At 67.6% G+C, this 22,752-nt stretch carries 22 protein-coding genes; 14 read left to right on the top strand and 8 right to left on the bottom strand.

Annotation, left to right across the window (positions count from 1 at the left end):
* Positions 1-112: 112 nt before the first annotated feature.
* Positions 113-601, bottom strand: coding sequence for a DciA family protein (locus tag AC1Q6E_RS21250; protein WP_492573474.1), 489 nt, complete (start codon positions 599-601; stop codon positions 113-115).
* Positions 602-683: 82 nt separating this feature from the next.
* On the opposite strand from AC1Q6E_RS21250, the gene AC1Q6E_RS21255 reads away from it, so the two are divergent.
* On the top strand, positions 684-1,640 hold the full coding sequence (locus AC1Q6E_RS21255; RefSeq protein WP_296556898.1) for a M23 family metallopeptidase: 957 nt from the start codon (positions 684-686) through the stop codon (positions 1,638-1,640).
* A 127-nt stretch (positions 1,641-1,767) separates the two neighbouring features.
* Here the strand turns inward: AC1Q6E_RS21255 and AC1Q6E_RS21260 are convergent, their stop codons facing one another.
* Positions 1,768-2,784: a LysR substrate-binding domain-containing protein gene (locus AC1Q6E_RS21260; RefSeq protein ID WP_492573475.1), complete on the bottom strand. Its 1,017-nt coding sequence runs from the start codon at positions 2,782-2,784 to the stop codon at positions 1,768-1,770.
* A gap of 112 nt (positions 2,785-2,896) precedes the next feature.
* On the opposite strand from AC1Q6E_RS21260, the gene AC1Q6E_RS21265 reads away from it, so the two are divergent.
* From AC1Q6E_RS21265 to secA, 4 genes are all read left to right on the top strand, one after another.
* Positions 2,897-3,781 (top strand): amidohydrolase family protein, encoded by an 885-nt coding sequence (locus AC1Q6E_RS21265; RefSeq protein ID WP_492573476.1) that lies wholly within the window; start codon positions 2,897-2,899, stop codon positions 3,779-3,781.
* Entirely contained in the window at positions 3,781-4,662 is an 882-nt protein-coding gene (locus AC1Q6E_RS21270; protein ID WP_152798476.1) for a phosphate ABC transporter substrate-binding protein, read from the top strand. Before AC1Q6E_RS21265 ends, AC1Q6E_RS21270 begins: the two co-directional genes overlap by 1 nt.
* 79 nt (positions 4,663-4,741) lie before the next feature.
* A complete protein-coding gene (locus tag AC1Q6E_RS21275; protein WP_152798477.1) occupies positions 4,742-5,701 on the top strand; it encodes a tripartite tricarboxylate transporter substrate-binding protein in 960 nt (319 codons plus the stop codon).
* Between the two features lie 197 nt (positions 5,702-5,898).
* Positions 5,899-8,643: a preprotein translocase subunit SecA gene (secA, locus tag AC1Q6E_RS21280; protein WP_152798478.1), complete on the top strand. Its 2,745-nt coding sequence runs from the start codon at positions 5,899-5,901 to the stop codon at positions 8,641-8,643.
* A gap of 153 nt (positions 8,644-8,796) precedes the next feature.
* Here secA and AC1Q6E_RS21285 read toward each other — a convergent pair whose 3' ends face one another.
* Positions 8,797-9,270, bottom strand: coding sequence for a RidA family protein (locus AC1Q6E_RS21285; protein WP_152798479.1), 474 nt, complete (start codon positions 9,268-9,270; stop codon positions 8,797-8,799).
* Positions 9,271-9,439: 169 nt separating this feature from the next.
* Between AC1Q6E_RS21285 and AC1Q6E_RS21290 the strand changes: the two genes are divergently transcribed.
* Complete coding sequence (locus AC1Q6E_RS21290) at positions 9,440-9,757, top strand: YciI family protein (RefSeq protein WP_124691217.1); 318 nt, start codon at positions 9,440-9,442, stop codon at positions 9,755-9,757.
* A 6-nt stretch (positions 9,758-9,763) separates the two neighbouring features.
* Here AC1Q6E_RS21290 and AC1Q6E_RS21295 read toward each other — a convergent pair whose 3' ends face one another.
* On the bottom strand, positions 9,764-10,726 hold the full coding sequence (locus AC1Q6E_RS21295; protein WP_152798480.1) for a LysR substrate-binding domain-containing protein: 963 nt from the start codon (positions 10,724-10,726) through the stop codon (positions 9,764-9,766).
* A 131-nt stretch (positions 10,727-10,857) separates the two neighbouring features.
* Between AC1Q6E_RS21295 and AC1Q6E_RS21300 the strand changes: the two genes are divergently transcribed.
* Together AC1Q6E_RS21300 and AC1Q6E_RS21305 are read left to right on the top strand one after the other, a co-directional pair.
* Positions 10,858-11,928, top strand: coding sequence for a mandelate racemase/muconate lactonizing enzyme family protein (locus tag AC1Q6E_RS21300; RefSeq protein WP_296556902.1), 1,071 nt, complete (start codon positions 10,858-10,860; stop codon positions 11,926-11,928).
* A 37-nt stretch (positions 11,929-11,965) separates the two neighbouring features.
* The gene (locus AC1Q6E_RS21305; RefSeq protein ID WP_296556903.1) at positions 11,966-12,952 is read left to right on the top strand and encodes a Bug family tripartite tricarboxylate transporter substrate binding protein; all 987 of its coding nucleotides are present in this window, start codon (positions 11,966-11,968) and stop codon (positions 12,950-12,952) included.
* Between the two features lie 41 nt (positions 12,953-12,993).
* On the opposite strand, the gene AC1Q6E_RS21310 is transcribed toward AC1Q6E_RS21305, so the two are convergent.
* Both AC1Q6E_RS21310 and AC1Q6E_RS21315 read right to left on the bottom strand, forming a co-directional pair.
* Complete coding sequence (locus AC1Q6E_RS21310) at positions 12,994-13,746, bottom strand: FadR/GntR family transcriptional regulator (RefSeq protein ID WP_492573479.1); 753 nt, start codon at positions 13,744-13,746, stop codon at positions 12,994-12,996.
* Between the two features lie 80 nt (positions 13,747-13,826).
* Positions 13,827-15,104: an aromatic ring-hydroxylating oxygenase subunit alpha gene (locus AC1Q6E_RS21315; protein ID WP_296556905.1), complete on the bottom strand. Its 1,278-nt coding sequence runs from the start codon at positions 15,102-15,104 to the stop codon at positions 13,827-13,829.
* 162 nt (positions 15,105-15,266) lie between these two features.
* On the opposite strand from AC1Q6E_RS21315, the gene AC1Q6E_RS21320 reads away from it, so the two are divergent.
* Complete coding sequence (locus AC1Q6E_RS21320) at positions 15,267-15,410, top strand: hypothetical protein (protein ID WP_492573480.1); 144 nt, start codon at positions 15,267-15,269, stop codon at positions 15,408-15,410.
* A 35-nt stretch (positions 15,411-15,445) separates the two neighbouring features.
* Here the strand turns inward: AC1Q6E_RS21320 and AC1Q6E_RS21325 are convergent, their stop codons facing one another.
* Entirely contained in the window at positions 15,446-16,441 is a 996-nt protein-coding gene (locus AC1Q6E_RS21325; RefSeq protein ID WP_296556907.1) for a Bug family tripartite tricarboxylate transporter substrate binding protein, read from the bottom strand.
* Between the two features lie 163 nt (positions 16,442-16,604).
* On the bottom strand, positions 16,605-17,351 hold the full coding sequence (locus AC1Q6E_RS21330) for a FadR/GntR family transcriptional regulator (RefSeq protein WP_492573481.1): 747 nt from the start codon (positions 17,349-17,351) through the stop codon (positions 16,605-16,607).
* 142 nt (positions 17,352-17,493) lie between these two features.
* On the opposite strand from AC1Q6E_RS21330, the gene AC1Q6E_RS21335 reads away from it, so the two are divergent.
* The 5 genes from AC1Q6E_RS21335 (at position 17,494) to AC1Q6E_RS21355 (ending at position 22,735) form a co-directional block, all read left to right on the top strand.
* On the top strand, positions 17,494-18,762 hold the full coding sequence (locus AC1Q6E_RS21335; protein WP_492573482.1) for a Rieske 2Fe-2S domain-containing protein: 1,269 nt from the start codon (positions 17,494-17,496) through the stop codon (positions 18,760-18,762).
* Between the two features lie 95 nt (positions 18,763-18,857).
* Positions 18,858-19,865, top strand: a complete 1,008-nt coding sequence (locus AC1Q6E_RS21340; RefSeq protein ID WP_492573484.1) for an amidohydrolase family protein — start codon at positions 18,858-18,860, stop codon at positions 19,863-19,865.
* Positions 19,866-19,915: 50 nt separating this feature from the next.
* Entirely contained in the window at positions 19,916-20,983 is a 1,068-nt protein-coding gene (locus AC1Q6E_RS21345) for a CobW family GTP-binding protein (protein WP_492573485.1), read from the top strand.
* A gap of 45 nt (positions 20,984-21,028) precedes the next feature.
* On the top strand, positions 21,029-22,036 hold the full coding sequence (locus tag AC1Q6E_RS21350) for a DODA-type extradiol aromatic ring-opening family dioxygenase (RefSeq protein WP_152798490.1): 1,008 nt from the start codon (positions 21,029-21,031) through the stop codon (positions 22,034-22,036).
* A 30-nt stretch (positions 22,037-22,066) separates the two neighbouring features.
* Positions 22,067-22,735, top strand: coding sequence for an RraA family protein (locus tag AC1Q6E_RS21355; protein ID WP_152798491.1), 669 nt, complete (start codon positions 22,067-22,069; stop codon positions 22,733-22,735).
* The last annotated feature ends 17 nt before the right edge of the window (positions 22,736-22,752 follow it).

Here is a 22,752-nt window from a genome sequence, read left to right on the forward strand (position 1 = left end):
CGCTGGCAGCCAGCGAAGCCTCCTGCCACAACCCAAGATGACCGTACTAGACCCAGGATGCGGTGGATCCGGCTTGGCCGGTCCACCCGCATCGCCCCCTGGGGGGCGCGCGTTAGCGCGTAGGGGGGGGTAACCTCTTTTTTAGTTCGGCCAGGGCCCGGGTGCCCAGCTCGGTGGCCTGGCGGGTCGGGGCGCGAGGGGCGGGGCGGGACAATTCGGTCTCTTCCAGGCGGGTAAGCGTTGCTTGAACGCGGACGGCGATTCCGTTAACCTGCCACCCTTGCTTTTCCAAGGCGGCCACCAGCCGAGGGGCCAACTGGCGCAGTTTGGCCGAGTGGGCCGCGGCCGGTACGCCCAGCGTCAAGTGGCCATCCTCGAAGCGCAGCACGTGGCAGGATGTGCCAAATGGCGCGGGCAGGGCAGCGCAGACCTGGCGTTCCAGGTCCAGCAGGCGGCGGGCGGTGCCCAGCAAGCTGGCGCCCTTGCCGTCACGCCCCAGGCACGCCAAGGTGGCGGTGTACTGCGCGGGATCGGCATGGGTCTGCGGCTTGCGCCGTTTCCGGACGGTCGCGGCTGGCCGGGTACGAAAAGTTTCGATCACGAACTCCCTGGGATCTCGGGGGCATTCAAGAGGATACGGGGCGCCGAGCAAGGCGCGTCTTTCACGCCAGGAGTCACGTTCCGTGCAGATCATCATAGTGCATCCACGCCTGTCCGAGGCGAGGACGCTGACCATCACTCCCCGTTTCGCGGCGGGGATGATCGCCGCAATCGGTGCCGCCTTGATCCTGGGCGCCGTACTGTTGAATTTCGCCGCTTCCGGCATCGCCTGGCCCTGGGGCGGCTCCGGCCAGTCCGAGCGTAGCCGCGAGGAAGCCCGCCAGGAGGCGGTGCTGCGCGAGAACATCACCCTGCTTGCCAAGCGCGTCGGCGAAATGCAGGCAAAGCTGATGCAACTCGACGCGCTGGGCGAGCGCGTCGCCGGCCTGGCGGGCGTGTCGCCGGCCTTCTCCGCCAAGGGGGTGCCGGGCCGCGGCGGACTGCTGGTGTCGCCGCAGCCCATGTCGCCCCAGGACGTCAGCTCCGAACTCGATCATCTCGAAGCCCAACTGGCCGAACGCTCCGATTACCTCAGCGTCCTGGACGCGCAGTTGACGACCCTGTCGGTGCGCAAGGCCATGACGCCCACCGTCATGCCCGTCACCCAGGGATACAACGGCTCCTCGTTCGGTTGGCGGGTCGATCCCTTCACCGGCACGCGTTCCTTGCACGAGGGGGTGGATTTCTCCGCGCCGTCGGGTACCCCCATCGTGGCCGCGGCGGGCGGCGTCGTGCAGGTGGCAGAGTTCCATGCCGGCTACGGCTACATGGTAGACATCGACCATGGCAACGATCTCGTCACCCGCTATGCCCACGCCTCGCGGCTTCTGGTCAAGGCGGGCGACCTGGTCAAGCGCGGCCAGCGCATCGCGGTCGTCGGCAGCACCGGCCGCTCCACCGGTTCACACCTGCATTTCGAGGTGCGGCTGGGCGGCGTGGCGGTCAACCCCAACAACTTCCTGACCCACGGCCCCGGCAAGCAGCCGGTCGAACCGTTCTCCAAAGTGGTCACCCTCCCGGCTCCCGGACCGCTGGACTAGAAGGGGAGAGGTCTCCCCCCTACACGCTACGCGCGCCCCCGAGGGGGCGGCACCAGCGGACCGGCAAAGCCGGATCCGCGGTGCCCTGGATCAAAGCAAGCAAGCGGTGCCCCGCACCCAGACACCCCTACGCAGGCCCAGGATGCGGTGGATCCGGCTCCGCCGGTCCACCCGCATCGCCCCCTGGGGGGCGCCCGAAGGGCGTAGGGGGGGGCCCAAACTCGGCGGAGACCTCCCGCAGGCAGCGCATCAGGCGTTCGCTGGCGGGAGACAGGGCGCGCTGCTTGCTCCAGGTCAGGCCGATGGGGCGCAGCAGGCCGGGGAGTTCCAGGGGCAGGATGGCCAGCATGCCGAGGTCGCTGTAGTGGCGGGCCGCCACGCGGGACAGGAGGCCGACGGCCCGGGTGGACTGGAGGTAGGTGGCGATGACGGGGACCGACAGGGTTTCGATGTAGTCGCTGGGCATGGCGATGTCGTGTTCCTGGAACACGGCTTCCAGCGGCTCCCTGGGCAGGGATGCCACCGGCGGCAGGATCCAGGGGTAGGGCGCCAGGTCACGCCAGTGCAGTGACGAAGCACCGGCCAGCGGGTGCTGGCGTCCCACCACGACCATGCTGGATCCTTCGAACAGGGGGGCTTCCTCGAAGTCGGCCGAAGGCCAGCTGGACAGGCGGCCGACCAACACGTCCAGGTGCCCTCGCCGCAGCTGCGGCAGCAGCGTATCCATCGAGCCCTCCTGTACATGCACGGTGGTCGTGGGCGACACGCGCTTGAGGGCGGCCAGCGCGTGGGGCACCAGCGCCGAGGTCATGGCGGGCATGGCGCCCAGCGCGGCCCGTCCGGATGCCCCGGACAGCAGCGCGCGCAGTTCGTCGCGGGTCTGGGCCAGGGTGTTGAGCATCACGCGGGCTTGCCGGATCAGGCATTCGCCGTACACGTTGGGCTGCACGCCGCGGGCGGTCCGATCGAACAGCTTGAAACCCAGGCCCTTTTCCAGCTCGGACAGCGCCAGCGACACCGCCGGCTGGGTGATGTTGAGGCTGGCCGCGACTTTGCCCAGGTTGCGCAGTTCGTCCAGCGCCACCAGCAATTGCAGGTGGCGCGGCTTGAGGTTGGCGCGGATGTACCAGTCGAGTCTCGCCATGGTGGATTTTTCCGAATATTTCATAAGTGTTTGCTTATGATATACGCGGTATTTTTAAGTGGTTTGCTTATGTTGATGCGGGCATGATGGGCGCCTTCGATCAGGAGTCCACGTGTCTCACCCCAAGCCGACATCGATCATCGATCTTCATACCCACGTCATCGCCGCGGACCAGCAGGCCTATCCGCTGGCGCCGCTGTCCGGCCGGCAGTCGGATTGGTCGCGCGAGCGGCCGGTCACGCGCGAAGCCATGCTGTCCGCCATGGACGAAGCCGGCATCGCACAGGTCGCGCTGGTTCAGGCTTCCACGTGCTACGGCCATGACAGCAACTACGTCGCGGATTCCGTTGCCGCGCGGCCGGACCGTTTCATCGGCGTCTATTCGATCGGCCTGGCCGAGTCCGACGCGGCCGAGCGCATCGCGTACTGGCACGGCCGCGGGCTGCATGGCATGCGGGTGTTCATCGCCGGCCATACCGCCGCCGACCATGCCGCGAGGCTGGACGACCCCCAAGGGTTTCCCGCCTGGGAGCGGGCGCAGGAGCTGGACATTCCGGTATGCGTGCAACTGCGGGCCGATGGCCTGCCGCAGCTCGACAACATCCTGCGGCGCTTCCCGCGCGTGCGGGTGCTGCTGGACCACTTCGCGCGGCCCCGGCTGGACGACGGCCCGCCTTATGCGGCGGCGGCCAGCCTGTTCGCGCTGGCGGACCATCCCAATCTGTTCTTCAAGTTCACGACCCACAACGTCCGGGAAGCCCGCGAGGGAGCGGCCACCCAGGCCAGCTTCCTGCGGCGCGCCATCGACGTGTTCGGCGTCCGCCGCATCGCCTGGGGATCGAACTTCCCGGCGTCGGCGGGCAGCCTGGCCAGTCTGCTGGGCGAGGCCCTGGAGGCCGCGGCCCCGCTGTCCGGCGAAGAGCGGGAGTGGCTCTTCCATCGCACGGCCCGGGCGCTGTATCCCGCGCTGGGCCCCGCTGCCGCCCGGAGCGCGTGATGGCATCGACCACACTGCGCACCTTGCTGGGAGACTATCCCAACACGCTTGCCCTGAAGCGGGGTGAGATCGCATCGGATCTTGTCGGTTTCGCGTTCGATCCGGTCAAGGTCGCCAACCGGGGGTTCAAGCGCGTCGTGCGCGAGGGCGCCTTCGACGTGGCGGAACTGGCGCTGGTGACCTTCCTGCAGGCCAAGGCCTATGGCAAGCCCCTGGTGCTGATGCCGGCCGTGGTGGGCGCGGGCCGCTACCAGCACCACTGCCTGGTCCACAACGTCGAGCGCGGCCGCCTGCGGGTGGCGGAATTGGCGGGCAAGCGCATCGGCATCCGGGCCTATGCCCAGACCACGGTCGCTTGGGTGCGGGGCATCCTGGCCGACGACTACGGGGTGGACCTGGACGGGATCCGCTGGGTGACGTTCGAGGACGGGCACCTGGCCGAGTTCCCGGATCCGCCCGGGGTGACGAGGGCGGAAGGCCGGAACATGGTGGAGATGCTGCTGGCGGGGGAACTGGACGCCGCCATCATCGGCACGGACCTGCCCGACGATCCGCGCCTGGCGCCCGTGCTGCCCGACCCCCATGCGGCGGCGGCGGCGTGGGGGGGAAGGCACGCCATGGTGCCGATCAACCACATGGTGGCGGTGGACCGGGCGCTGTGCGAGACGCGTCCGGAGGTGGTCCGCGAGGTCTACCGGCTGCTGCAAGAGAGCAAGGCCGCGGCCCGGCGGGACGCCGGCGCGCCGGATCTCACGCCGTTTGGCGTGGAACCCAATCGCCACGCGCTGGAGCTGATCATCCACTATGCCTATGACCAGCGGCTGATTCCCCGCCGCTATGCCGTCGATGAACTGTTCGATGACGTGACCCGCGTGCTGTGACCGGAGCCGGCCACGGGGCCGGCACGACAAGACGATCGCGCGGCGGCGGAGGCCGCCGCCTTCATTCCCAGGAGACAATATGAAATGGTTCGCAATCCTGGCTGCCTGCGTGGCGGCCGTTCCCCTGCACACCGCGCAGGCCCAGGTGGGCGGGCAGGTCACGCGCATCGTCGTGCCGTTCGCGGCGGGCGGGGCCCGGGAACTGCTGGCGCGCACTTTCTACCAGGAACTGGGCCAGCAACTGGGCCAGACCATCATCATCGAAAGCCGGCCCGGCGCGGGCGGGGCCATCGGGACATCCAATGTCGGGCGCGCCGATCCGGACGGACGCACGCTGCTGATGGCCGCGTCCAGCCATTTCGTCACGGCCGAGCTGGGCGCCAAGCCGCACTACGATCCGGTCAAGGATTTCACGCCGGTGGCCAACATCGGTACCCAGAGCTACGTGCTGATGATCAGCAGCGCGTTGCCGGCCAAGAACGTGGCCGAACTCATCGCCTACGCCAGGAAGCGCCCGGGCGAATTGAACTACGGTTCGGCCGGCATCGGCAGTTCCACCCACCTGGCCATGGCCTATTTCCTGAGCACGGCCGGGCTGGATATGCTGCACATCCCCTATAAATCCACCCAGGAAGCGGCCAACGACGTGGCCGGAGGGCGGGCGCAGGCCGTGATCGTGCCCAATGCCGGCGTCGGCGCGTACCTGCAGGATCCCCGGCTGCGCATCATCGGCGTGACTTCGCGCCAGGCGTCGCCGCTGCTGCCCAATGTGCCGCCCATCGCCCAGGCGGGGCTGCCTTCCTACGTGTTCGAGTCCTGGTTCGGCCTGTTGGCGCCCGCCGCCACGCCTGCCGCGGTGGTCCAGCGCATCAACGCCGCGGTGGCGAAGGTGCTGGAGATGCCGGCCATCAAGGAGCGCCTGGCCACCCAGGGGGTCGCCCCGGATGCCATGAATGTCGATGAATTTGGCAAACTGTTCGTCCAGGACAGGCAGTTGATGGCCCGCATCGTCAAGGAGGCCAGGCTCACCCGGGATTGACCGGAACCGCTCCCGGCGGAGGCGGACGGTGCCCCGGGGCCGGCCCGGTCGCCGGGGCGGCAGCCGGGCCGCGATGTCCATGCGGACGGGATGCGCGATTCAACGTCGTCCCACGGTGCTAAACTGGTCGGCTTATCCCCTATCCCGGCTGGGATGCCAGGCCACGGCCCGGCCCCGGTTGCTTGTAAATATCGCGCATGGTTTCCTCTCTGCTCAAGAAAATTTTCGGCAGCCGCAACGACCGGTTGCTGAAGCAGTACGGCAAGTTGGTCGCTCGGATCAACGCGCTGGAGTCCCAGACCGCCGCACTCAGCGACGAGCAACTCGCGGCCCGCACGCAAGAGTTCAAGCAACGCTACCAGAACGGCGAAACGCTGGACGACCTGCTGCCCGAGGCTTTCGCCGTCGTGCGCGAAGGCGGCAAGCGGGCACTGGGCATGCGCCACTTCGACGTCCAGCTGCTGGGCGGCATCGTGCTGCACAGCGGCCGCATCGCCGAAATGCGCACGGGGGAGGGCAAGACGCTCGTGGCCACGCTGCCGACCTACCTGAACGCCATTGCCGGCAAGGGCGTGCACGTGGTGACGGTCAACGACTACCTGGCGCAGCGCGACGCGGCCTGGATGGGCCGCCTGTACAAATTCCTGGGCCTGTCGGTGGGCGTGGTGATCTCGCAGCAGCCCAACGAGGAAAAAATCGAGGCCTACCGGGCCGACATCACCTACGGCACCAACAACGAATTCGGCTTCGACTACCTGCGCGACAACATGGAATACCGCACGGAGGACCGGCGCCAGCGCGCGCTGTTCTACGCGGTGGTCGACGAGGTCGATTCCATCCTGATCGACGAGGCGCGCACGCCGCTGATCATTTCGGGCCAGGCCGAAGACCATACCGAGATGTATATCCGGATGAACGCGGTGCCGCCGCTGTTGACCCGGATGGCGTCCGAGCCCAAGTCCAATGAGCCCGAGCCCGAGGGCGACTTCTGGGTGGACGAGAAAAGCCACCAGGTCTACCTGTCCGAGGCCGGCCACGAGAAGGCCGAGCAGATCCTGGAGCGCCAGGGCCTGCTGCCCGAGGGCGAGTCGCTGTACGAGCCGCGCCACATCAGCCTGATGCACCACCTGATGGCCGCGCTGCGCGCCCACAACCTGTTCTTCCGCGACCAGCACTACGTCGTGCAGGACAACGAAGTGGTCATCGTCGACGAATTCACCGGCCGCCTGATGGTGGGCCGCCGCTGGTCCGACGGCCTGCACCAGGCGGTCGAGGCCAAGGAAGGCGTGAAGATCCAGAACGAGAACCAGACGCTGGCCTCGATCACCTTCCAGAACTACTTCCGGATGTACGAGAAGCTGGCCGGGATGACCGGCACGGCCGACACCGAAGCCTACGAGTTCCAGGAAATCTACCGCCTCGAGACCGTGATCATGCCGACCAACCGGCCCATGATCCGCGTCGACCAGAACGACCAGGTCTTCAAGACCGACCCGGAAAAGTACAACGCCATCCTGGAAGACATCCGGGACTGCCAGAAGCGCGGCCAGCCGGTGCTGGTGGGTACCACCAGCATCGAGAACTCCGAACTGCTGTCGGCCATGCTGGTGAAGGCAGGCCTCAAGCACGAGGTGCTCAACGCCAAGCAGCATGCGCGCGAAGCCGAGATCGTGGCCGAGGCCGGCAAGCCCGGCCACATCACCATCGCCACCAACATGGCGGGCCGCGGCACCGACATCGTGCTGGGCGGCAGCGTCGACAAACAGGTCGACCTGATCCGTGCCGACGACGCGCTGTCCGAGGCGGAGAAGGAAAAACGCATCGCCCGTGTGCGCGACGAGTGGAAGCCGCTGAACGAGCAGGTCAAGGCCGCCGGCGGCCTGCGCATCATCGGCACCGAGCGCCATGAATCGCGCCGTATCGACAACCAGCTGCGTGGCCGCGCCGGCCGCCAGGGCGACCCGGGCTCGTCGCGCTTCTACCTGTCGCTGGAAGATTCGCTGATGCGCATCTTCGCCGGCGACCGCGTGCGCGCCATCATGGAGCGCCTCAAGCTGCCCGAGGGCGAGCCCATCGAGGCTGGCATGGTCACCCGCTCCATCGAGTCGGCCCAGCGCAAGGTCGAGGCCCGCAACTTCGACATCCGCAAGCAATTGCTGGAATACGACGACGTCGCCAACGACCAGCGCAAGGTCATCTACACCCAGCGCAACGAAGTCCTGGAGGCGCCCTCCATCGCCGACGTGGTCGCCAACCTGCGCGAAGCCACCTTCACCGAGACCTTCCGCGGCTATGTGCCCGAAGATTCGGTCGAGGAACAATGGGACGTGCCGGGCCTGCAAAAGACGCTGGAACTCGAATGGCAGGTCGAGCTGCCGCTGGCCAGCATGGTGGAAGCCGAGCCCAACCTGACCGACGACGATCTGCTGGAGCGTGTGATCAAGGCTTCGAACGACGCCTACGACGCCAAGGTGACGCTGGTGGGCACCGAGATGTGGGGCCAGTTCGAGCGCTCCATCCTGCTGCAGTCCATCGACACGCACTGGCGCGAGCACCTGGCCATGCTGGACCACCTGCGCCAGGGCATCCACCTGCGCGGCTACGCCCAGAAGAACCCCAAGCAGGAATACAAGCGCGAAGCCTTCGAGCTGTTCTCCAACATGCTGGACCGCATCCGCAACGACGTCGTCAAGGTGCTGATGACCGTGCGCGTGCAGTCGGCCGAGCAGGTGGAGCAGGTCGAGCAGGAAGCCGCCCAGCCGCACGTGCAGAACGTGCAATATCACCACTCCGACTACGACGAGGCCCTGGCCGCCGCCAATGCCGCGTCGGGCTCAGGGAAGGAGCCGGTGCGCAACGTGCTGCCCAAGGTCGGGCGCAACGATCCCTGCCCGTGCGGCAGCGGCAAGAAGTACAAGCAGTGCCACGGCAAACTGATGTAGAGAATCCCCCCTGCGCGCCGTCGCGCGCTCCTCTGGGGGGAGAAACCAGCGGATTGGCAAAGCCAGATCCGCGGTTTCCTGGGCCTGGCGCCGCGGCGTAAAGACTATCCATCCGCATCGCCCCTGAGGGCGCGTGTCAGCGCGCCGGGGGGGCTATACCACCACTTCGAACATCGCCTCGATCTCGACCACCACGCCGTGCGGCATGCTGTTCACGCCCACGGCCGTGCGTGTATGCGCGCCGGCTTCCCCGAACACCTCCACCATCAGGTCCGAGGCGCCGTTGACCACTTCGGCGATGCGCACGAAATCCGGCGTGGCGGCGACGAAGCCGCGCAGGTTGACCACCGACACGATGTCGTCCAGGCCGTTGGGCAGGGCGGCGTGGGCCTGGGCCAGCACGTTCAGCGCGCTGGCGCGCGCGGCCTCCTGGGCCTGGGCCAGGTCCAGGGTGTCGCCTACGCGGCCGACGTGACGCAGTTCGCCGTTCACGGTGGGCAACTGGCCGGAAACGAACAGCAGGTTGCCGAGCTTGCGGGCCATGCGGATGCGAGCGGCGCGGGCCGCCGGTGCCGGCGGCAGGACGATGCCCAGGGCGGCCAGGCGGGCGTCGATGGAGGTGGACATGGGCAGGGTTCCCTGTGATGGCAAAGAAGGCCATTTTCCCGCGCGTAACCGCGGGGCGGGCTGATTTTTCGCGCCGGGGCCATAACCATCCGGTTGGAGACGCGGGCGAAACTGGAATGAGACCGCCGCCGGGGGCTCCGTATCATGGGTGTTTCGACAAGGAGCACGCATGCTGTACATCATCTACCAGGAAGACCGGGACGACGGCGCGGCGGAGATCCGCAAGCAGGTCAAGCCCGCGCATCTGGACTACCTGGCCCGGTTCGAGTCCCGGCTGGTGCTGGGCGGGGCCATGTTGGCCGAGGACGGTGTCGGGCGCACGGGCAGCGTGCTGATCCTGAACGTGGGCAGCCTGGCCGAGGCCGAGGCGTTCTCGCGCGACGAACCGTTCCGCAAGGCCGGGCTGTTCAAGAGCGTGAAGATCTCGCGCATGCGGCGCGGGCAATGGAATCCGGCGGCCGCGCCCGCCACCGCCGAGGGCAACTGACCGGCGTCAGGCCGCGGGGGGGCGGTGGTACAGCTCGCCCGCGGCCTGCTTGAGGTTGTCCACCATGCGCAGCGCGGCGGCCGACAGGCTGTCGTGGGCGTGGGTGATGATGCCCACGGGCAGGGCGGGATAGCCGATGTCCACGGGCAATTTGGCCAGGATGCCTTGCTCGATGTCGGCCTGGACGATCTGCCAGGGCAGCGCGGCCACGATGTTCCGCTGCAGCAGCAGCGCGCGTATCAGCGGGAACGACAGAGTCTCGACGATGCGGGCGGGCAGGTCCAGCCCCTCGCGCGCGAAGAACATGTGGATGGGCGTGCGCGCCACGCTGCTGGCGTGCGGCATGACCCATTCCTGCGCGGCCAGGTCCGCGGGCGTGGGCGAGGCCTTGGCCGCCAGCGGGTTCTGGCTCCCCGCCACCAGCACGATGGGTTCGAAGTACAGGGGGATCTGCCGGATCTGCCCGTGGCCGTCCTGCTCGGACATCCGGCCCACGACGATGTCGATCTCTCCCGATTGCAGTCCGCTCAGCAGCCTTTCCTTGCTGCCGTCCACCACCGACACGCGCGTGGCGTCGCCGCCGGCGAAGAACAGCGACAGCGCGCGCGGCAGCAAGGTGGGCAGCGCCACCATGTAGCTGCCTATCGCCAGTTTGCCGGCGGCTCCCTGGCGCAGGGCGGTCAGCTCCTCGGCCGCGCGCTTGAGTTCCGCGTGCAGTGAATGGGCATAGCGCAGCACGTGGCTGCCGAACACCGTGGGGATGACGCCCTTGGCCGTGCGCTCCAGCAGCCGTTCGCCCAGCAGCGTCTCGAGCTCGTGGATGGTCTTGGACACCGCGGGTTGGGACATATGCAGCGTTTCCGCCGCACGCGACAGCGCGCCGCATTCGGCCACGGTCTTGAACATCAGGAGGTGGCGCAGCTTGACCTGGGTGGTCAGCACGCGCTCGATCGATCGCTCGGCTTCCATATGAACCTCGATGCAGGAAGGAGAGGGAGGCGGCCCATAACCATTTGGTTTGCCCGGCCGCCCGAATGCGAATGATCGCACGGCCGGGCCGCTGATAGAGTGGCCGCATCCCTGCCATGCTGGAGAAGGACTTGAAGATCACCGCTTTCGCCCTCGAACACCTGAGCCTGCCCGACGAAGACCCCAACTGGAAATTCGCGGGCCAGGCCTATCCGACCAACGACGCCGTCGTCCTGACCCTGACGGCCGAGGACGGCACGCAAGGCTGGGGCTATGCTGCGGCCTTTCCGCACCTGGCCGCCACCGCGCTGGGGGTGGAAGGCGCCTTGCAGCGCATCTGCCCGGGGCTGGTCGGCCAGGACGCGATGGCGATCGAGGCGAACCTCGCGCGCGTGCAGGCGGCGCTGGTGGGCAACAACCCCGCCAAGGCCGCCATCGACTGCGCCCTGCATGACCTGAAGGCGCGCCTCCTCGGCGTGCCGCTGTACGAACTGCTGGGCGGCAAGACCACCGACCGCATCGCGATCTGCCGCATGCTGGGGCTGAAGACGCCGCCCGAGATGGCCGAGCGCGCGCAGCGCCTGGTGGACCAGGGCTATCGCCACCTGAAACTGAAGGTGGGCGGCTCGGTGCGCGAGGATATCGAGCGGCTGCGCGCGGTGCGGCGCCAGGTGGGCGACGACGTGCGGCTGGTGGCCGATCCCAACCAGTCCTATCGTGCCAAGGACGCCATCGTGTTCGCGCAGCGGGCCGTCGAGTTCGATGTGGACATCATCGAGCAGCCGGTGCGGGCCGACGACCTGGACGGATTGCAGGAAGTCACGCGCGCTTCCAGCATCGCCATCGAGGCCGACGAGAGCGCCTACGATGCCTCGTCGACCTATCGCCTGGCCGCGAGCCGGTCGATCAACGCGGTCAGCCTGAAGGTGCCCAAGATGGGCGGGCTGCGCGCCGTGCAGACGGCCGCGCGCATTTGCGAGGTGGCGCACCTGGGATGCCGGATGGGCGCCAACGTCGGCAGCCAACTGCTGGCCGCCCATGCCCTGCACCTGGCGGTGGCGCTGCCCAACATCACCTATGCCTGCGAACTGGCCGAATTCCAGAAGCTCTTGAACGATCCGTTCGAGGGCCTGAAGGTCGTGGACGGCCATCTCCATGTCCCGGAAGGCCCGGGCGTGGGCGTCGTCCGCCGTGCGTCCTGAGCGCGCCTGTCCCCCTATCTTTTATCAAGGAACGTCCATGGAATCCCCCATGCTGCCCCGCCGCCCCTTCCTGCACTCCGCGTTGTTCCTGTTGGCCGCGACGCTGGCCGGGAACGCCGCCGCCCAGCCGCTGCCGCGCCAGATCCGCATGGTCGTGCCGTTCTCGCCCGGCGGCCCGGCTGACCTGATCGCGCGCAAGCTGTCCGAGCGCCTGGGGCCGCAGTTGGATGCGACCGTGATCATCGACAACCGTCCCGGCGCCAACGGCACGATAGGCGTGCAGGCGGTGGCCAAGGCCGCGCCCGACGGCGGGACGCTGCTGTTCGCGACCTCGGGCATGTTGACCATCAGCCCCGTGCTGTACAAGGACCTGAACTACGACCCGCTGAAGGACCTGAGCCCGATCGGCCGGGTGGTGGCCAACGGCACCGCCTTGCTCGTGGGCAAGCAACTGCCGGCCAACGACATGAAGGAATTCGTCGCCTACGCGCGCCAGTCCACGAATCCCGTTGCCATCGGCTCGGCGGGGACCGGCAACATCACGCACCTGTATATGGAGCTGATGAAGGACGCCACGCGAGGCAACTTCGTCCACGTGCCCTACAAGGGCGTGGCGCCGGCGCTGACCGATGTCATGGGCGGCCAGATCGCGGGCGTGTTCGTCGACCTGCCGGCGGCGCTGCCGCTGCTCAAGGGCGGGAAGGTGAAGGCCCTGGGGCTGGTGGGCACCGAGCGCAGTCCTTCGGCGCCCGAGATCCCCACCATCGCCGAGCAGGGCTATCCGGGTGTGGACGGCGTGAGCTGGTTCGGCGTGCTGGCGCCGGCCGGCATGGCCGCCGACAAGGTGCAGGCCATCCACGCGGGTATCGCCCGGGTACTGGCGGATCCGGCCATGATCGAGAACCTGAAGGAGATCGGCTCGGTTCCCGCGTTGAACCAGCCGGCGCAGATGACCCAGTTGATGCGTGACGAACAGGCCCGCTGGGCGCGTCTGATCAAGGCGCGCAACATCCAGGTCGACTAGGTCCCGGTGGGCGGCCCTTGCCAGGGCCGCCCGGACCGCGTTCAGTTGCCGGCCGGGTGCTTGTCCGCGGCGCCGTGCCTGGCGCGGACCTTGGCCACGTGGTCGGTCAGCAGTTGCCGGGCCAGTTCGCCGTCGCGCGCGACGATGGCCGCCAGCATCTTGCGGTGCCGCTGCACCAGCCGCTTGCCCACCGCCGGCGTCGTGTACGGATTGACCGAGCGGTACAGCACGTACGAGATCGCCTTCATGATCGACGACAGGAACTGGTTGTGCGAGGCGTCGACGATGGACTGGTGGAATGCCAGGGAGGCGGTGGTCAGTTTCTCCGGCGTGAAGTCGTCCGGCGAGGACACCAGCTCTTCGACCCTCGCCAGGCACGCTTCCATCTTGGCGATGTCATCGGCGTTCGCCTGCCTGGCCGCCAGTTCGGCGGCGCTGGCTTCGATGATGAGCTGAGCGTCGAAGACTTCGTCGGACCCTACGCCGATCAGCTTGAGCTGGATGGCCAGCGCTTCGACCACGGGGGCGTCGTTGCCGTTCGCGATGCGGGTGCCACCCCCGGCGCCCGTGCGCACGTCCACCACGCCAAGCGCTTGCAGCCGTCCCATGGCCTCGCGGATGGGCAGGCGGCTGACCTGGAACTGCTCGGCCAGATCGTTCTCGGAACCCAGGAAGTCGCCGGGTTGAAGCTTGCCGTCGAGCACGGCTTCCTTGATCTGTTTTTCAACGCGCATGGCCGTGGATTCGGAGCGTCCGGCGCGCCACACAGGTAGATCCGCTCTCGTACGTGCCATTTTCTTATTCCACCGTTCATGAGTCGCAGACTGTATGAGCAATTATATCTGCTCTCATGATCCGGGGTTCCCGCCGCGGGCTAGCGTGCCTGGACGTCCTCGTCGCGAAGGCCCATCGCTTCGCGGTAGGCGGCTTTGACTTCGTCCGGTTGGCCCGCCTGGAATGGATAGTCGGCCAGGTGTCTGCCGAGTATGGGGTGCGCCCGCAACTGTTCCCGGGTCAGGCCATCGGTGAACAGGTGGCGTTCCGCGATGGGAAGCTCGACGCATTCATTGGCGGCGGGGTCGCGGATCAACCCGCTGGGATCCCGCCCGTCGGCCATGGCATCCATGTCCTCGCTGAAACGCTTGCGCAGCATGGCGATGCCGCGATCGCTGGAGGCCAGGTTTTCCCTGGTGCGGTCGGCGACCGTGCCTTGTCCGACCCAGGCCACGAAGTCCTGGTTCATGACGTGGCTGGAGATCCAGCGGCCGGTGTCGGGGTCGACCACCGGGCCGTTCCAGGAGGGAATGGTTTCTTGTTCATAGGGCTCCTGTTCTTTGGGAACCCGCGAGAACGCCCAGGCGATGCTGAGCGTGTTCTCGTCGTCGATCGGGATCCGCCATTCGATGTGGTCGCCCAGGCAGAAAGCCTGCGGCCACAGGCAGACGCGGCCGACGGTCCACAGCGGATGGCGTTCGCTGGTGTCCTCGCGCAACCGCTTGTAGATGATGCCGTAGTCGAATTCCTCGAAGTCCACCTTGATGTGCGTGGGCGCGTAGGGGCCGGTTTCGCCTTTCAGGCGGATGCTCCAGTTCGAGTGCATCCATTCGAAGTGCACGGGATCGATCGAGTTTTCCTGGCATTGCAGCCAGTTGCAGGGAATCTCGGAAATGACGATCTGCGCGAAGCCATGTTTCCAGGTGAAGGGCTCCCAATTGGGAACCAGCGGCGCGGGCTGCGGGCCGAGATAGGCCCAGAGCATGCCGGCCTTCCGCTCGACGGGATAGGCGGTGATGCGCAGGCGCTCCTTCATGCGCGCATTCGGAGCCGCGATGTCCTCGTAGGGCTGCTCGGCGCAGCGGCCGTTCCGGTCGAACAGCCAGCCGTGATAGTTGCATCGCAGCCCCGATTGTTCGACGAAGCCATAGGACAGGTCCGCGCGGCGATGGGCGCAGCGCCGGTCGATCAGGCCGAAGTCGCCGCCGAGATCCTTGTACAGGACGAGGTCTTCCCCCAGCAGCCGGATGGGCTTGGTGTTCCGCTTGTCGAACTCGTCGACTGCCGCGATGGGGTGCCAATGGCGCCTGAGCAAGTCCCCCATGGGGGTGCCGGGCCCCACCTGGGTCAATTGTCGGTTCTTCGCTTCGCTAAGCATGTGTCGTCTCCTTCTGCGCCCGGCGACCGCCATCCGGGTCTGCCCGCATGTCGTTCGGTGTTGATGAATTAAGTCTGCTATTTAACATACAGTATGCGTGTTAGGCGGACGTGTCAAGATGGAGCGGGGCGGGCGATCGCGGCGTGTTGGCGTTTCCGCGAGGTGAGACGAGACGAAGCCGATGCCGTCACGCGGGGCGGCATCGTGCACGAGCGGGTCGAGGGGAGTGATGAACCGCGGGGCGGCTACAGCTTGAAGGCGCAGGTGGTCGATCGCGACCCTGGCATCGCATGGCCGGGCGCGTGACCCGCCGTGGATGACGGGTCACGGCGCCGGGCGGATTACTCCGGGCTGATGCCTTCGGCCTTGATGACCTGCTTCCAGCGGTCGAATTCGGAGCGGGTCAGGCGCCCCAGGTCCTCGGGGGAACCCAGGACCACGTTGAAGCCCGTGTCGGCCAGCGCCGTGCGCATCGCCGGGGCGTCGAAAATGGCCTTCAGCTCACGGTTGAGCCGCGCGATGACCGGTTCCGGCGTGCCCGCCGGCGCGTACAGCCCGACCCACACCGCCAGCCGGTAGCCGGAGTAGCCCAGCTCCTCCAGTGTGGGTACGTCGGCCATCAGGGGCGAGCGCGTGCCGCCGGTCTGCGCGACGGCCTTGAGTTTGCCCGAGGCCACCAGCGGGCGCGCCGCCTCGATGGGGGCGATCATCATGGTCACGCTGCCCTGGACCACGTCCATGATCGCGGTGTTCAGGCCGCTGGCCGGGATATGGCGCATCTTCACCCCCACCATGTTCTGCAGCACGGTCGTATACAGGTGCGCGGTGGAAGCGATGCCCGGCGACGCATAGGACGCATCGTCGGGGCGGGCCTTCAGGAGGGCCACCAATTCCTTGAAGTTGCTGGCGGGGGTGTTGGCGCCGGTAATGACGACCTGGGCGCTTTCGGCGATCTGGCCCACGGGAGCGAAGCTCTTGACCGGATCGTAGGGCGTCTGGCGGAACGCGGGGGTAATGACGAGCGTGGTGGGGCCGACCGTCAGCGTGTGGCCGTCCGGCGCGGCGTTTGCCGCATAGGACGTGCCGATGATCCCGCTGGCGCCCGGCCGGTTCTCGACATAGGTGTTCTGCCCCAGCCGTTGCGACAGTTGCTCGGCCGCGCGCCGGGCGATGATGTCCGCGCTCGTGCCCGGACTATAGGGGACGACGATCTTGACCGCGCGGCGGGGGTAGGACGATGGGGCGGCCGGGTCGGACTGCGCCTGGACGCCGGTGCAACAGACGAGCAGTCCGGCCGCGAGGGGCAGTCCGGCCGAGAACGGGAACGCGTGAATCATGGTTGTCTCCATGCTGGGGTGGACCGGCTTTCTGTGCGCCGGGCTCTATCTATAATATATAATATATATAAATCTTGAAAAGAGAAAGCGCGCCACGCACGCGGCGGCGCCCGCCGCCTTCAACGGAGGCGGCGGGCGGATCCAGGCGAGAAGGGGGGGAGCGTCAGCCCGCGCGGGAGGCGGGGTCCGCTTCCTGGGACAGGGTCCTGGCGCGCTGGTAGGCCAGGCGTTCCTGCATGAGCCGTGCCGCCTCCACGCCGTTGCCGGCCTCGATGGCCTCCAGCAGCATCTTGTGGTGCCGCACGATGCGGACCGCCGATGCCGAGGTGAGATTCGGCCGCAGGACCGGTTCGAGCACGAAGCTCAGGGCATGGAACTGGGCAAGCAGGATACGGCTGTGGGACGCGCGCACGATGGCTTCGTGGAAGCGCATGGACGCATCGGCGAAGCGGTCGAGTTCATTCTTCAGCACAGACAGCTCGGCAAGCACGGCGCGCAGGTGTTCCAGGTCGGTGTCGTCGCGCCGTTCGGCGGCCAGTCTCGCGGCCATTTCCTCGATCGCCATCTGGGCGTCGAACACCTCGCCCGAGGTGATGCCGATGAGTTTCAGGTGGATGGCCAGCGCGTCGGCCAGCCGGTCCGGGTTGCCCTGGGCGACCCAGACGCCGCCGCGGGCGCCCATGCGGATCTCGACGATGCCCAGTCCTTCCAGCGTGCGCAAGGCATCGCGCGCCGCCATGCGGCTGACGCCGAACTGTTCGGACAGCGCGGCTTCGCTGCCCAGGAATTGTCCGGCGACGATTTCCCGGTTCAGGACCGCCGTCCGTATCTGCGCCACGATGCCGCCCGACAGCGTGGCGTTGGGGACGGCTGCCCACGAAGGGGGCGAAGAAAGGGGCTTGCTGGCCAATCCTGATCCTTTGAACGCAAAGCGCGATGGCGGGAGACCGCATTATAGGGTGCCATCTCTTGATCGCTTTAAGTATGATATATAATATAGATAAGCCTGGGGGCGATCGCTCCTCCTTTTGATCTTTCGACACTGGCCGACCATGCTGAACCAAGAGAAGAACGAGTTGCTGACCCGCGTGGGGCGGGGCACGCCGATGGGGGAACTGCTGCGGCTCTATTGGATGCCGATCGCCGGCGTCACGGAATTCGACGGCCGCGCGACCAAACCCATGCGCCTGTTCGGCGAAGACCTGGTGCTGTACCGCGACCTGGAAGGAAGCTGGGGGCTCGTCGATCGCCACTGTCCCCATCGCCGGGCCGACCTTGCCTACGGTTTCCCGGAGTCCGAGGGCCTGCGCTGCAACTATCACGGCTGGCGCTTCGGCGCGGATGGCGCCTGTCTGGAGCAGCCCTACGAGGACGTCGCGCATCCCGACGCCAGGATGAAGGACCGCATCCGGATCACGGCCTATCCCGTCCAGGAAAAGGCGGGCCTGCTGTGGGCCTACATGGGACCGGCCCCGGCGCCGCAGTTGCCGGACTGGGAAGCCTTCTCGTGGCCTAACGGTTTTCGCCAGATCGTCATTTCGGAAATTCCCTGCAACTGGTTCCAGTGCCAGGAGAACTCCATCGATCCGGTGCATTTCGAATGGATGCACAACAATTGGAGCCTGCGCCAGCAGGGCGTGCTGCAACCCTATTCTCCGGCGCACAAGGAAGTCGGCTTCGAGGAGTTCGAGCATGGGTTCCTGTACCGGCGGGTCCGGGGCAACGGCAGGAAGGAGGATCCGATGTGGGCGGTGGGGCGCGTCTGCCTGTGGCCCAACGCCGTCTTCCTTGGCGATCATTTCGAGTGGCGCGTGCCCATCGACGACGAGAACACGTTGAGCGTGTGCTGGTCCTACACCCGCGTTCCCCGTGAAAGCGAACCCTATGTGCAGCCTTCCATTCCCACCTGGCACGGCCCCATCCGCGACGAGCGCGGCGACTGGATTTCCTCGCACGTGATGAACCAGGATTTCGTGGCATGGGTGGGGCAGGGGCGGATCGCGGACCGCAGCCTGGAGAACCTGAGCGCGAGCGATCGGGGCATCACGATGATCCGCAAGAAATTCTTCGAGGAGCTCGACGCCGTGGCGGCGGGCGCCGATCCCAAGGGAGTGATGCGCGATCCGGACAGGAACCAGTGCGTGGAGTTGCCGCTGGCCTTTCGCGAGATCCTGACCGGCGGGATGCCGCTGGCGGAATTGAAGGCCCATCCGGTGTTCGGCCGCCACCTGCACGACTACGTCTTCCAGGCCGGGCAGCCCGAGCCGGTGGCGCGCGCCTATCGCGAGGCCATGGGGCTGGAGGATGGCGGGGGCCACTGAGCCCTTCCCCGGCGCGTGGATCGAGGCTGATCCAAACGCGACGGATATGTATAATACTGTATGAGTGTTATAGCGAGAATGGAGGAGACCCACCCATGATCATCGATTGCCATGCCCACGTAAGCGCGCCCACCGAATTGTGGGCCTACAAGGCGAGCCTGCTCGCCAGCCGCGGCAGCCACGGCCGCGGCAAGGTAAAAGTCACGGACGACGAAATCCGGGCTGCCGCCAACAAGGCCGAGACCTGGCCGATGGGGCACCTGGACTACCTGAAGAAGCACGGCACCGACCTGCAACTGGTGTCGCCCCGGCCCTTCCAGCTGATGCAGTCCGAGCGTCCGGCGCGGATCATCGATTGGTTCACCGAAGAGTGCAACAACATCATCTACCGGCAGACCCAGCTCTTCCCGGAGACCTTCGCCGGCGTGGCGGGCCTGCCGCAGGTGGCGGGCGAGCCGGTCGAGAGGGTGCTGCCCGAGCTCGAGCGCTGCGTTCGCGAACTGGGCTTCGGCGGCTGCCTGCTGAACCCGGATCCGTTCGAGAACGGCACGGAAGAAGCGCCGCCGCTGGGCGACCGCTACTGGTATCCGTTGTACGAGAAACTGTGCGAGCTGGACGTGCCGGCGCACATCCACGGCACGGGATCGCGTTCCGAGCGGGTGCCGTACTCGCTGCACTTCATCAATGAAGAGACGGTGGCGGTGTACGGCCTGCTGAACTCCAACGTCTACAAGGACTTTCCCGACCTGAAGGTGGTGGTGAGCCACGGCGGCGGCGCGATTCCTTACCAGTTGGGGCGCTTCCAGGCACCCTCGCTGCGGCGGGCGGAGGGAGACCGCTTCACGGACCGCATGGAAAAGCTCTACTTCGACACGGTGCTCTATACCGAGGAAGCGCTGCGCCTGCTGATCAAGACGGTGGGCGTGGACCGCTGCCTGTTCGGCACGGAATGCCCGGGAGTGGGCTCGTCGGTGAATCCGGCCACCGGCCGGTCGATGGACGACGTCAAGCCCATGATCGAAGGCTTCGACTGGCTGAGCGCATCCGACAAGAAGAAGATTTTCGAGGACAACGCCCGCAAGGTCTTCAAGCTGCGGCAGTAGGAACCAGGACGGGGCCGCCGCCGGCGCGCCCCGCGCTCGAAGGGACGGACATGAGCACGACCGCCATCGCGCCCGCGCTGCGCACCCCCGTATCGCTGCTGACGGGTTTCCTGGGCAGCGGCAAGACCACGCTGCTGGGCCGCCTGATCCGCCATCCGGGCATGGCCGACACCGCGGTCATCATCAACGAGTTCGGCGAGATCGGCCTGGATCACCACCTGGTCGAGGCAGTCAGCGGCGAGGCCGTCCTGCTGGCGAGCGGCTGCGTCTGCTGCACGATGCGCGACGACCTGGCCGCCACGCTGCGCGAGCTGTACGACAAGCGCGAGCGGGGCGAGATCCCGGCCTTTCGCCGGGTCGTGATCGAGACCACCGGTCTGGCCGATCCCGCGCCCATCATCCATTCGCTGCTCAAGCATGCCGATGTCCGCCAGGTGTATGCGCTGGACAGCGTCATCTCGACCATCGACGCCGTCAACGGCGAGGCCCAGCTCGATCGCCAGCCCGAATCCGTGAAGCAGGCGGCGGTGGCCGACCGGCTGGTGCTGACCAAGGCCGACCTGGCGGACGAGGTCCGGACCCAGGCGCTGCTGCGGCGGCTGGCGCAGTTGAATCCCGAGGCCGACGTGGTGCGCGCCGATCGGGGCGAGGTGGATCCGGCGCGTCTGTTCGAGGTGGAGGCGCTGCCCCGGCAGCGCGCGGCCGAGTCCGGCGATGAGCCGGAACCGGGTGGTTATCTGGCCGATGTCATGCGCCACGTCTGCGGCCCGGATTGCGGCCATGCGTGCCGGCCCGGCGGGCCGGGCCGGCACGACGCCGGCATCCGCACGCACGCCTTCCGCTTCGACCAGCCCCTGGACTGGGAGCGCGTGAGCGCCTGGCTGGGCGGGCTGGCCTATTTCCACGGCGATGCGCTGCTGCGGATGAAGGGCCTGCTGAATCTGCGGAACGAAAGCGCGCCGGTCGCCGTGCACGCGGTGCAACACCTGTTCCACGATCCCGTCACGCTGGCGGGGTGGCCCGACGAAGACCGCGACTCCCGCCTGGTGTTCATCACCCAGGGCCTGGACCGGGAGGTGATCGCCGATGCGCTCGCCCTGGCCATGGCCGAGGATTGACCATGACAACGTATCGAACGCACGCCGTGCTCCAAGGAGAAGGAAATGGCTGAGGTAGTGTGCGCGCTGGCGTGCTCGCACGGTCCCCTGCTGGCGACGCCGCCGGATATGTGGGACCTGCGCGCGGGCGCCGATCGCGAGAACAAGCGGCATTGGTATCGCGGCAGGCAGATGGACTATGCCGCGCTGCTGGCCGAACGGCAGCCGGGCTTCCACGACGAGGCCGGCCTGCCGCAGCGGCAAGTGCGCTACGACGCGTGCCAGCGGGCGCTGGACGAGATGGCGCGGCGCTTCCGCGCCGCGCGGGCGGACGTGGCCATCATCCTGGGCAACGACCAGCGCGAGGTCTTCCGCGAGGACCTGACGGCCGGCTTCACCGTCTACGCCGGCGACGAGATCCCCAACACCCCCTTGTCCGAAGAGCAGGTCCGGCGCCTGCCGCCCGGCGTCGCGGTGGCCGAGGAAGGCCACTGCCCGCCGGGAGGCGCGGTCTATCCGGGCGACAAGGGGACCGCCGAGAGCCTGGTGCAGACCCTGGTGGCCGAGTCCTTCGACGTGGCGGTCTCGTACCGGCTGCCCGGCGGCGTGGACCGCCAGCACGGCATTCCCCACGCCTTCGGCTTCATCTACCGCCGCATCATGGAAGACGCGCCGCCGCCGTCGGTGCCCGTCTTCACCAACGTGGGCGTGCCGCCCAACCGGCCGCTCACGCGGCGCTGCCTGCAGATGGGGCATGCGTTGGCCAAGGGCATCGCGGCGCTGCCGTCCGACCTGCGGGTGGCGATCGTGGCCTCGGGCGGCTTTACTCATTTCGTCGTGGACGAGGAACTGGACCGCCGGATCCTGGATGCCATGCGCCGGGGCGACGAGGCGGCGCTGGCCGCGGTGCCCGAGTCGCATTTCGAGGGCAACACCTGCGAGATCAAGAGCTGGTATCCGCTGGTGGCGGCCATGAACGACCTGGGCCGCAAGATGGAAGTGATCGACTACGTGCCGTGCTACCGGACCGAGGCCGGGACGGGCAGCGGCATGGCCTTCGCGTCGTGGCAGTGACGCGGCGCAAGAACCAAGGGAAAGCAAGACATGGATAGCAGGGACATCGTGCGGCGCATGCAGCGCATCGACAGTTGCGCCTTCTCGGACGCGCTGGACAAGCTGGGCCTGAAGGGAACCGTGACGGGCCTGCCCAGGCGTGCCGCGAGCCGCCGCATCGCCGGGCGGGTGGTGACGCTCAAGCTGGTCGAGGCGTCGCAGGCGCCCCGGCACGACGGGCCGCCCCGTCACCTCGGCACGACCGCCATCGAAGCGGCCGAGCCGGGCGACATCGTCGTCGTCGAACAGCGCACGGGCGTGGACGCGGGCTCGTGGGGCGGCATCCTGTCCCTGGGCGCGAAGCTGCGCGGCCTGGCGGGCGTGATCGCCGACGGTCCGGTGCGCGACGCCGACGAGGCGCACGAGTATGACTTCCCCATCTATGCGCGCGCCACCACCGCGTTCACCGCGCGCGGCCGCGTGGCCGAGGCGGGCACCAACGTGCCGGTGCGGATCGGCGATGTGACCGTCGACGCCGGCGATTACGCGGTCGCCGACAGCAGCGGCGCCGTGTTCATCCCGGCCGCCCAGGCCGAGGCCGTGCTGCGCGTGGCCGAGGAGATCGCCGCGCGCGAGGCCGCCATGGCGCGGGCGCTGATGGCCGGGCGCCGCATCACCGACGTGATGGGCGCCAGCTACGAGAACATGCTGGCCCGCTGAGCGCGGCCGGGCAACGA

This window comes from Pigmentiphaga sp. MLSB6-MA01 (assembly GCF_058793475.1).

Coding starts and splice junctions, on each gene's coding strand:
- AC1Q6E_RS21315 (WP_296556905.1), bottom strand. CDS start 15,104: ATGCTTAGCGAAGCGAAGAACCGACAATTGACCCAGGTGGGGCCCGGC.
- AC1Q6E_RS21310 (WP_492573479.1), bottom strand. CDS start 13,746: ATGGCACGTACGAGAGCGGATCTACCTGTGTGGCGCGCCGGACGCTCC.
- AC1Q6E_RS21295 (WP_152798480.1), bottom strand. CDS start 10,726: ATGGAAGCCGAGCGATCGATCGAGCGCGTGCTGACCACCCAGGTCAAG.
- AC1Q6E_RS21285 (WP_152798479.1), bottom strand. CDS start 9,270: ATGTCCACCTCCATCGACGCCCGCCTGGCCGCCCTGGGCATCGTCCTG.
- AC1Q6E_RS21335 (WP_492573482.1), top strand. CDS start 17,494: ATGCTGAACCAAGAGAAGAACGAGTTGCTGACCCGCGTGGGGCGGGGC.
- AC1Q6E_RS21345 (WP_492573485.1), top strand. CDS start 19,916: ATGAGCACGACCGCCATCGCGCCCGCGCTGCGCACCCCCGTATCGCTG.
- AC1Q6E_RS21325 (WP_296556907.1), bottom strand. CDS start 16,441: ATGATTCACGCGTTCCCGTTCTCGGCCGGACTGCCCCTCGCGGCCGGA.
- secA (WP_152798478.1), top strand. CDS start 5,899: ATGGTTTCCTCTCTGCTCAAGAAAATTTTCGGCAGCCGCAACGACCGG.
- AC1Q6E_RS21355 (WP_152798491.1), top strand. CDS start 22,067: ATGGATAGCAGGGACATCGTGCGGCGCATGCAGCGCATCGACAGTTGC.
- AC1Q6E_RS21350 (WP_152798490.1), top strand. CDS start 21,029: ATGGCTGAGGTAGTGTGCGCGCTGGCGTGCTCGCACGGTCCCCTGCTG.
- AC1Q6E_RS21275 (WP_152798477.1), top strand. CDS start 4,742: ATGAAATGGTTCGCAATCCTGGCTGCCTGCGTGGCGGCCGTTCCCCTG.
- AC1Q6E_RS21290 (WP_124691217.1), top strand. CDS start 9,440: ATGCTGTACATCATCTACCAGGAAGACCGGGACGACGGCGCGGCGGAG.
- AC1Q6E_RS21305 (WP_296556903.1), top strand. CDS start 11,966: ATGGAATCCCCCATGCTGCCCCGCCGCCCCTTCCTGCACTCCGCGTTG.
- AC1Q6E_RS21340 (WP_492573484.1), top strand. CDS start 18,858: ATGATCATCGATTGCCATGCCCACGTAAGCGCGCCCACCGAATTGTGG.
- AC1Q6E_RS21270 (WP_152798476.1), top strand. CDS start 3,781: ATGGCATCGACCACACTGCGCACCTTGCTGGGAGACTATCCCAACACG.
- AC1Q6E_RS21260 (WP_492573475.1), bottom strand. CDS start 2,784: ATGGCGAGACTCGACTGGTACATCCGCGCCAACCTCAAGCCGCGCCAC.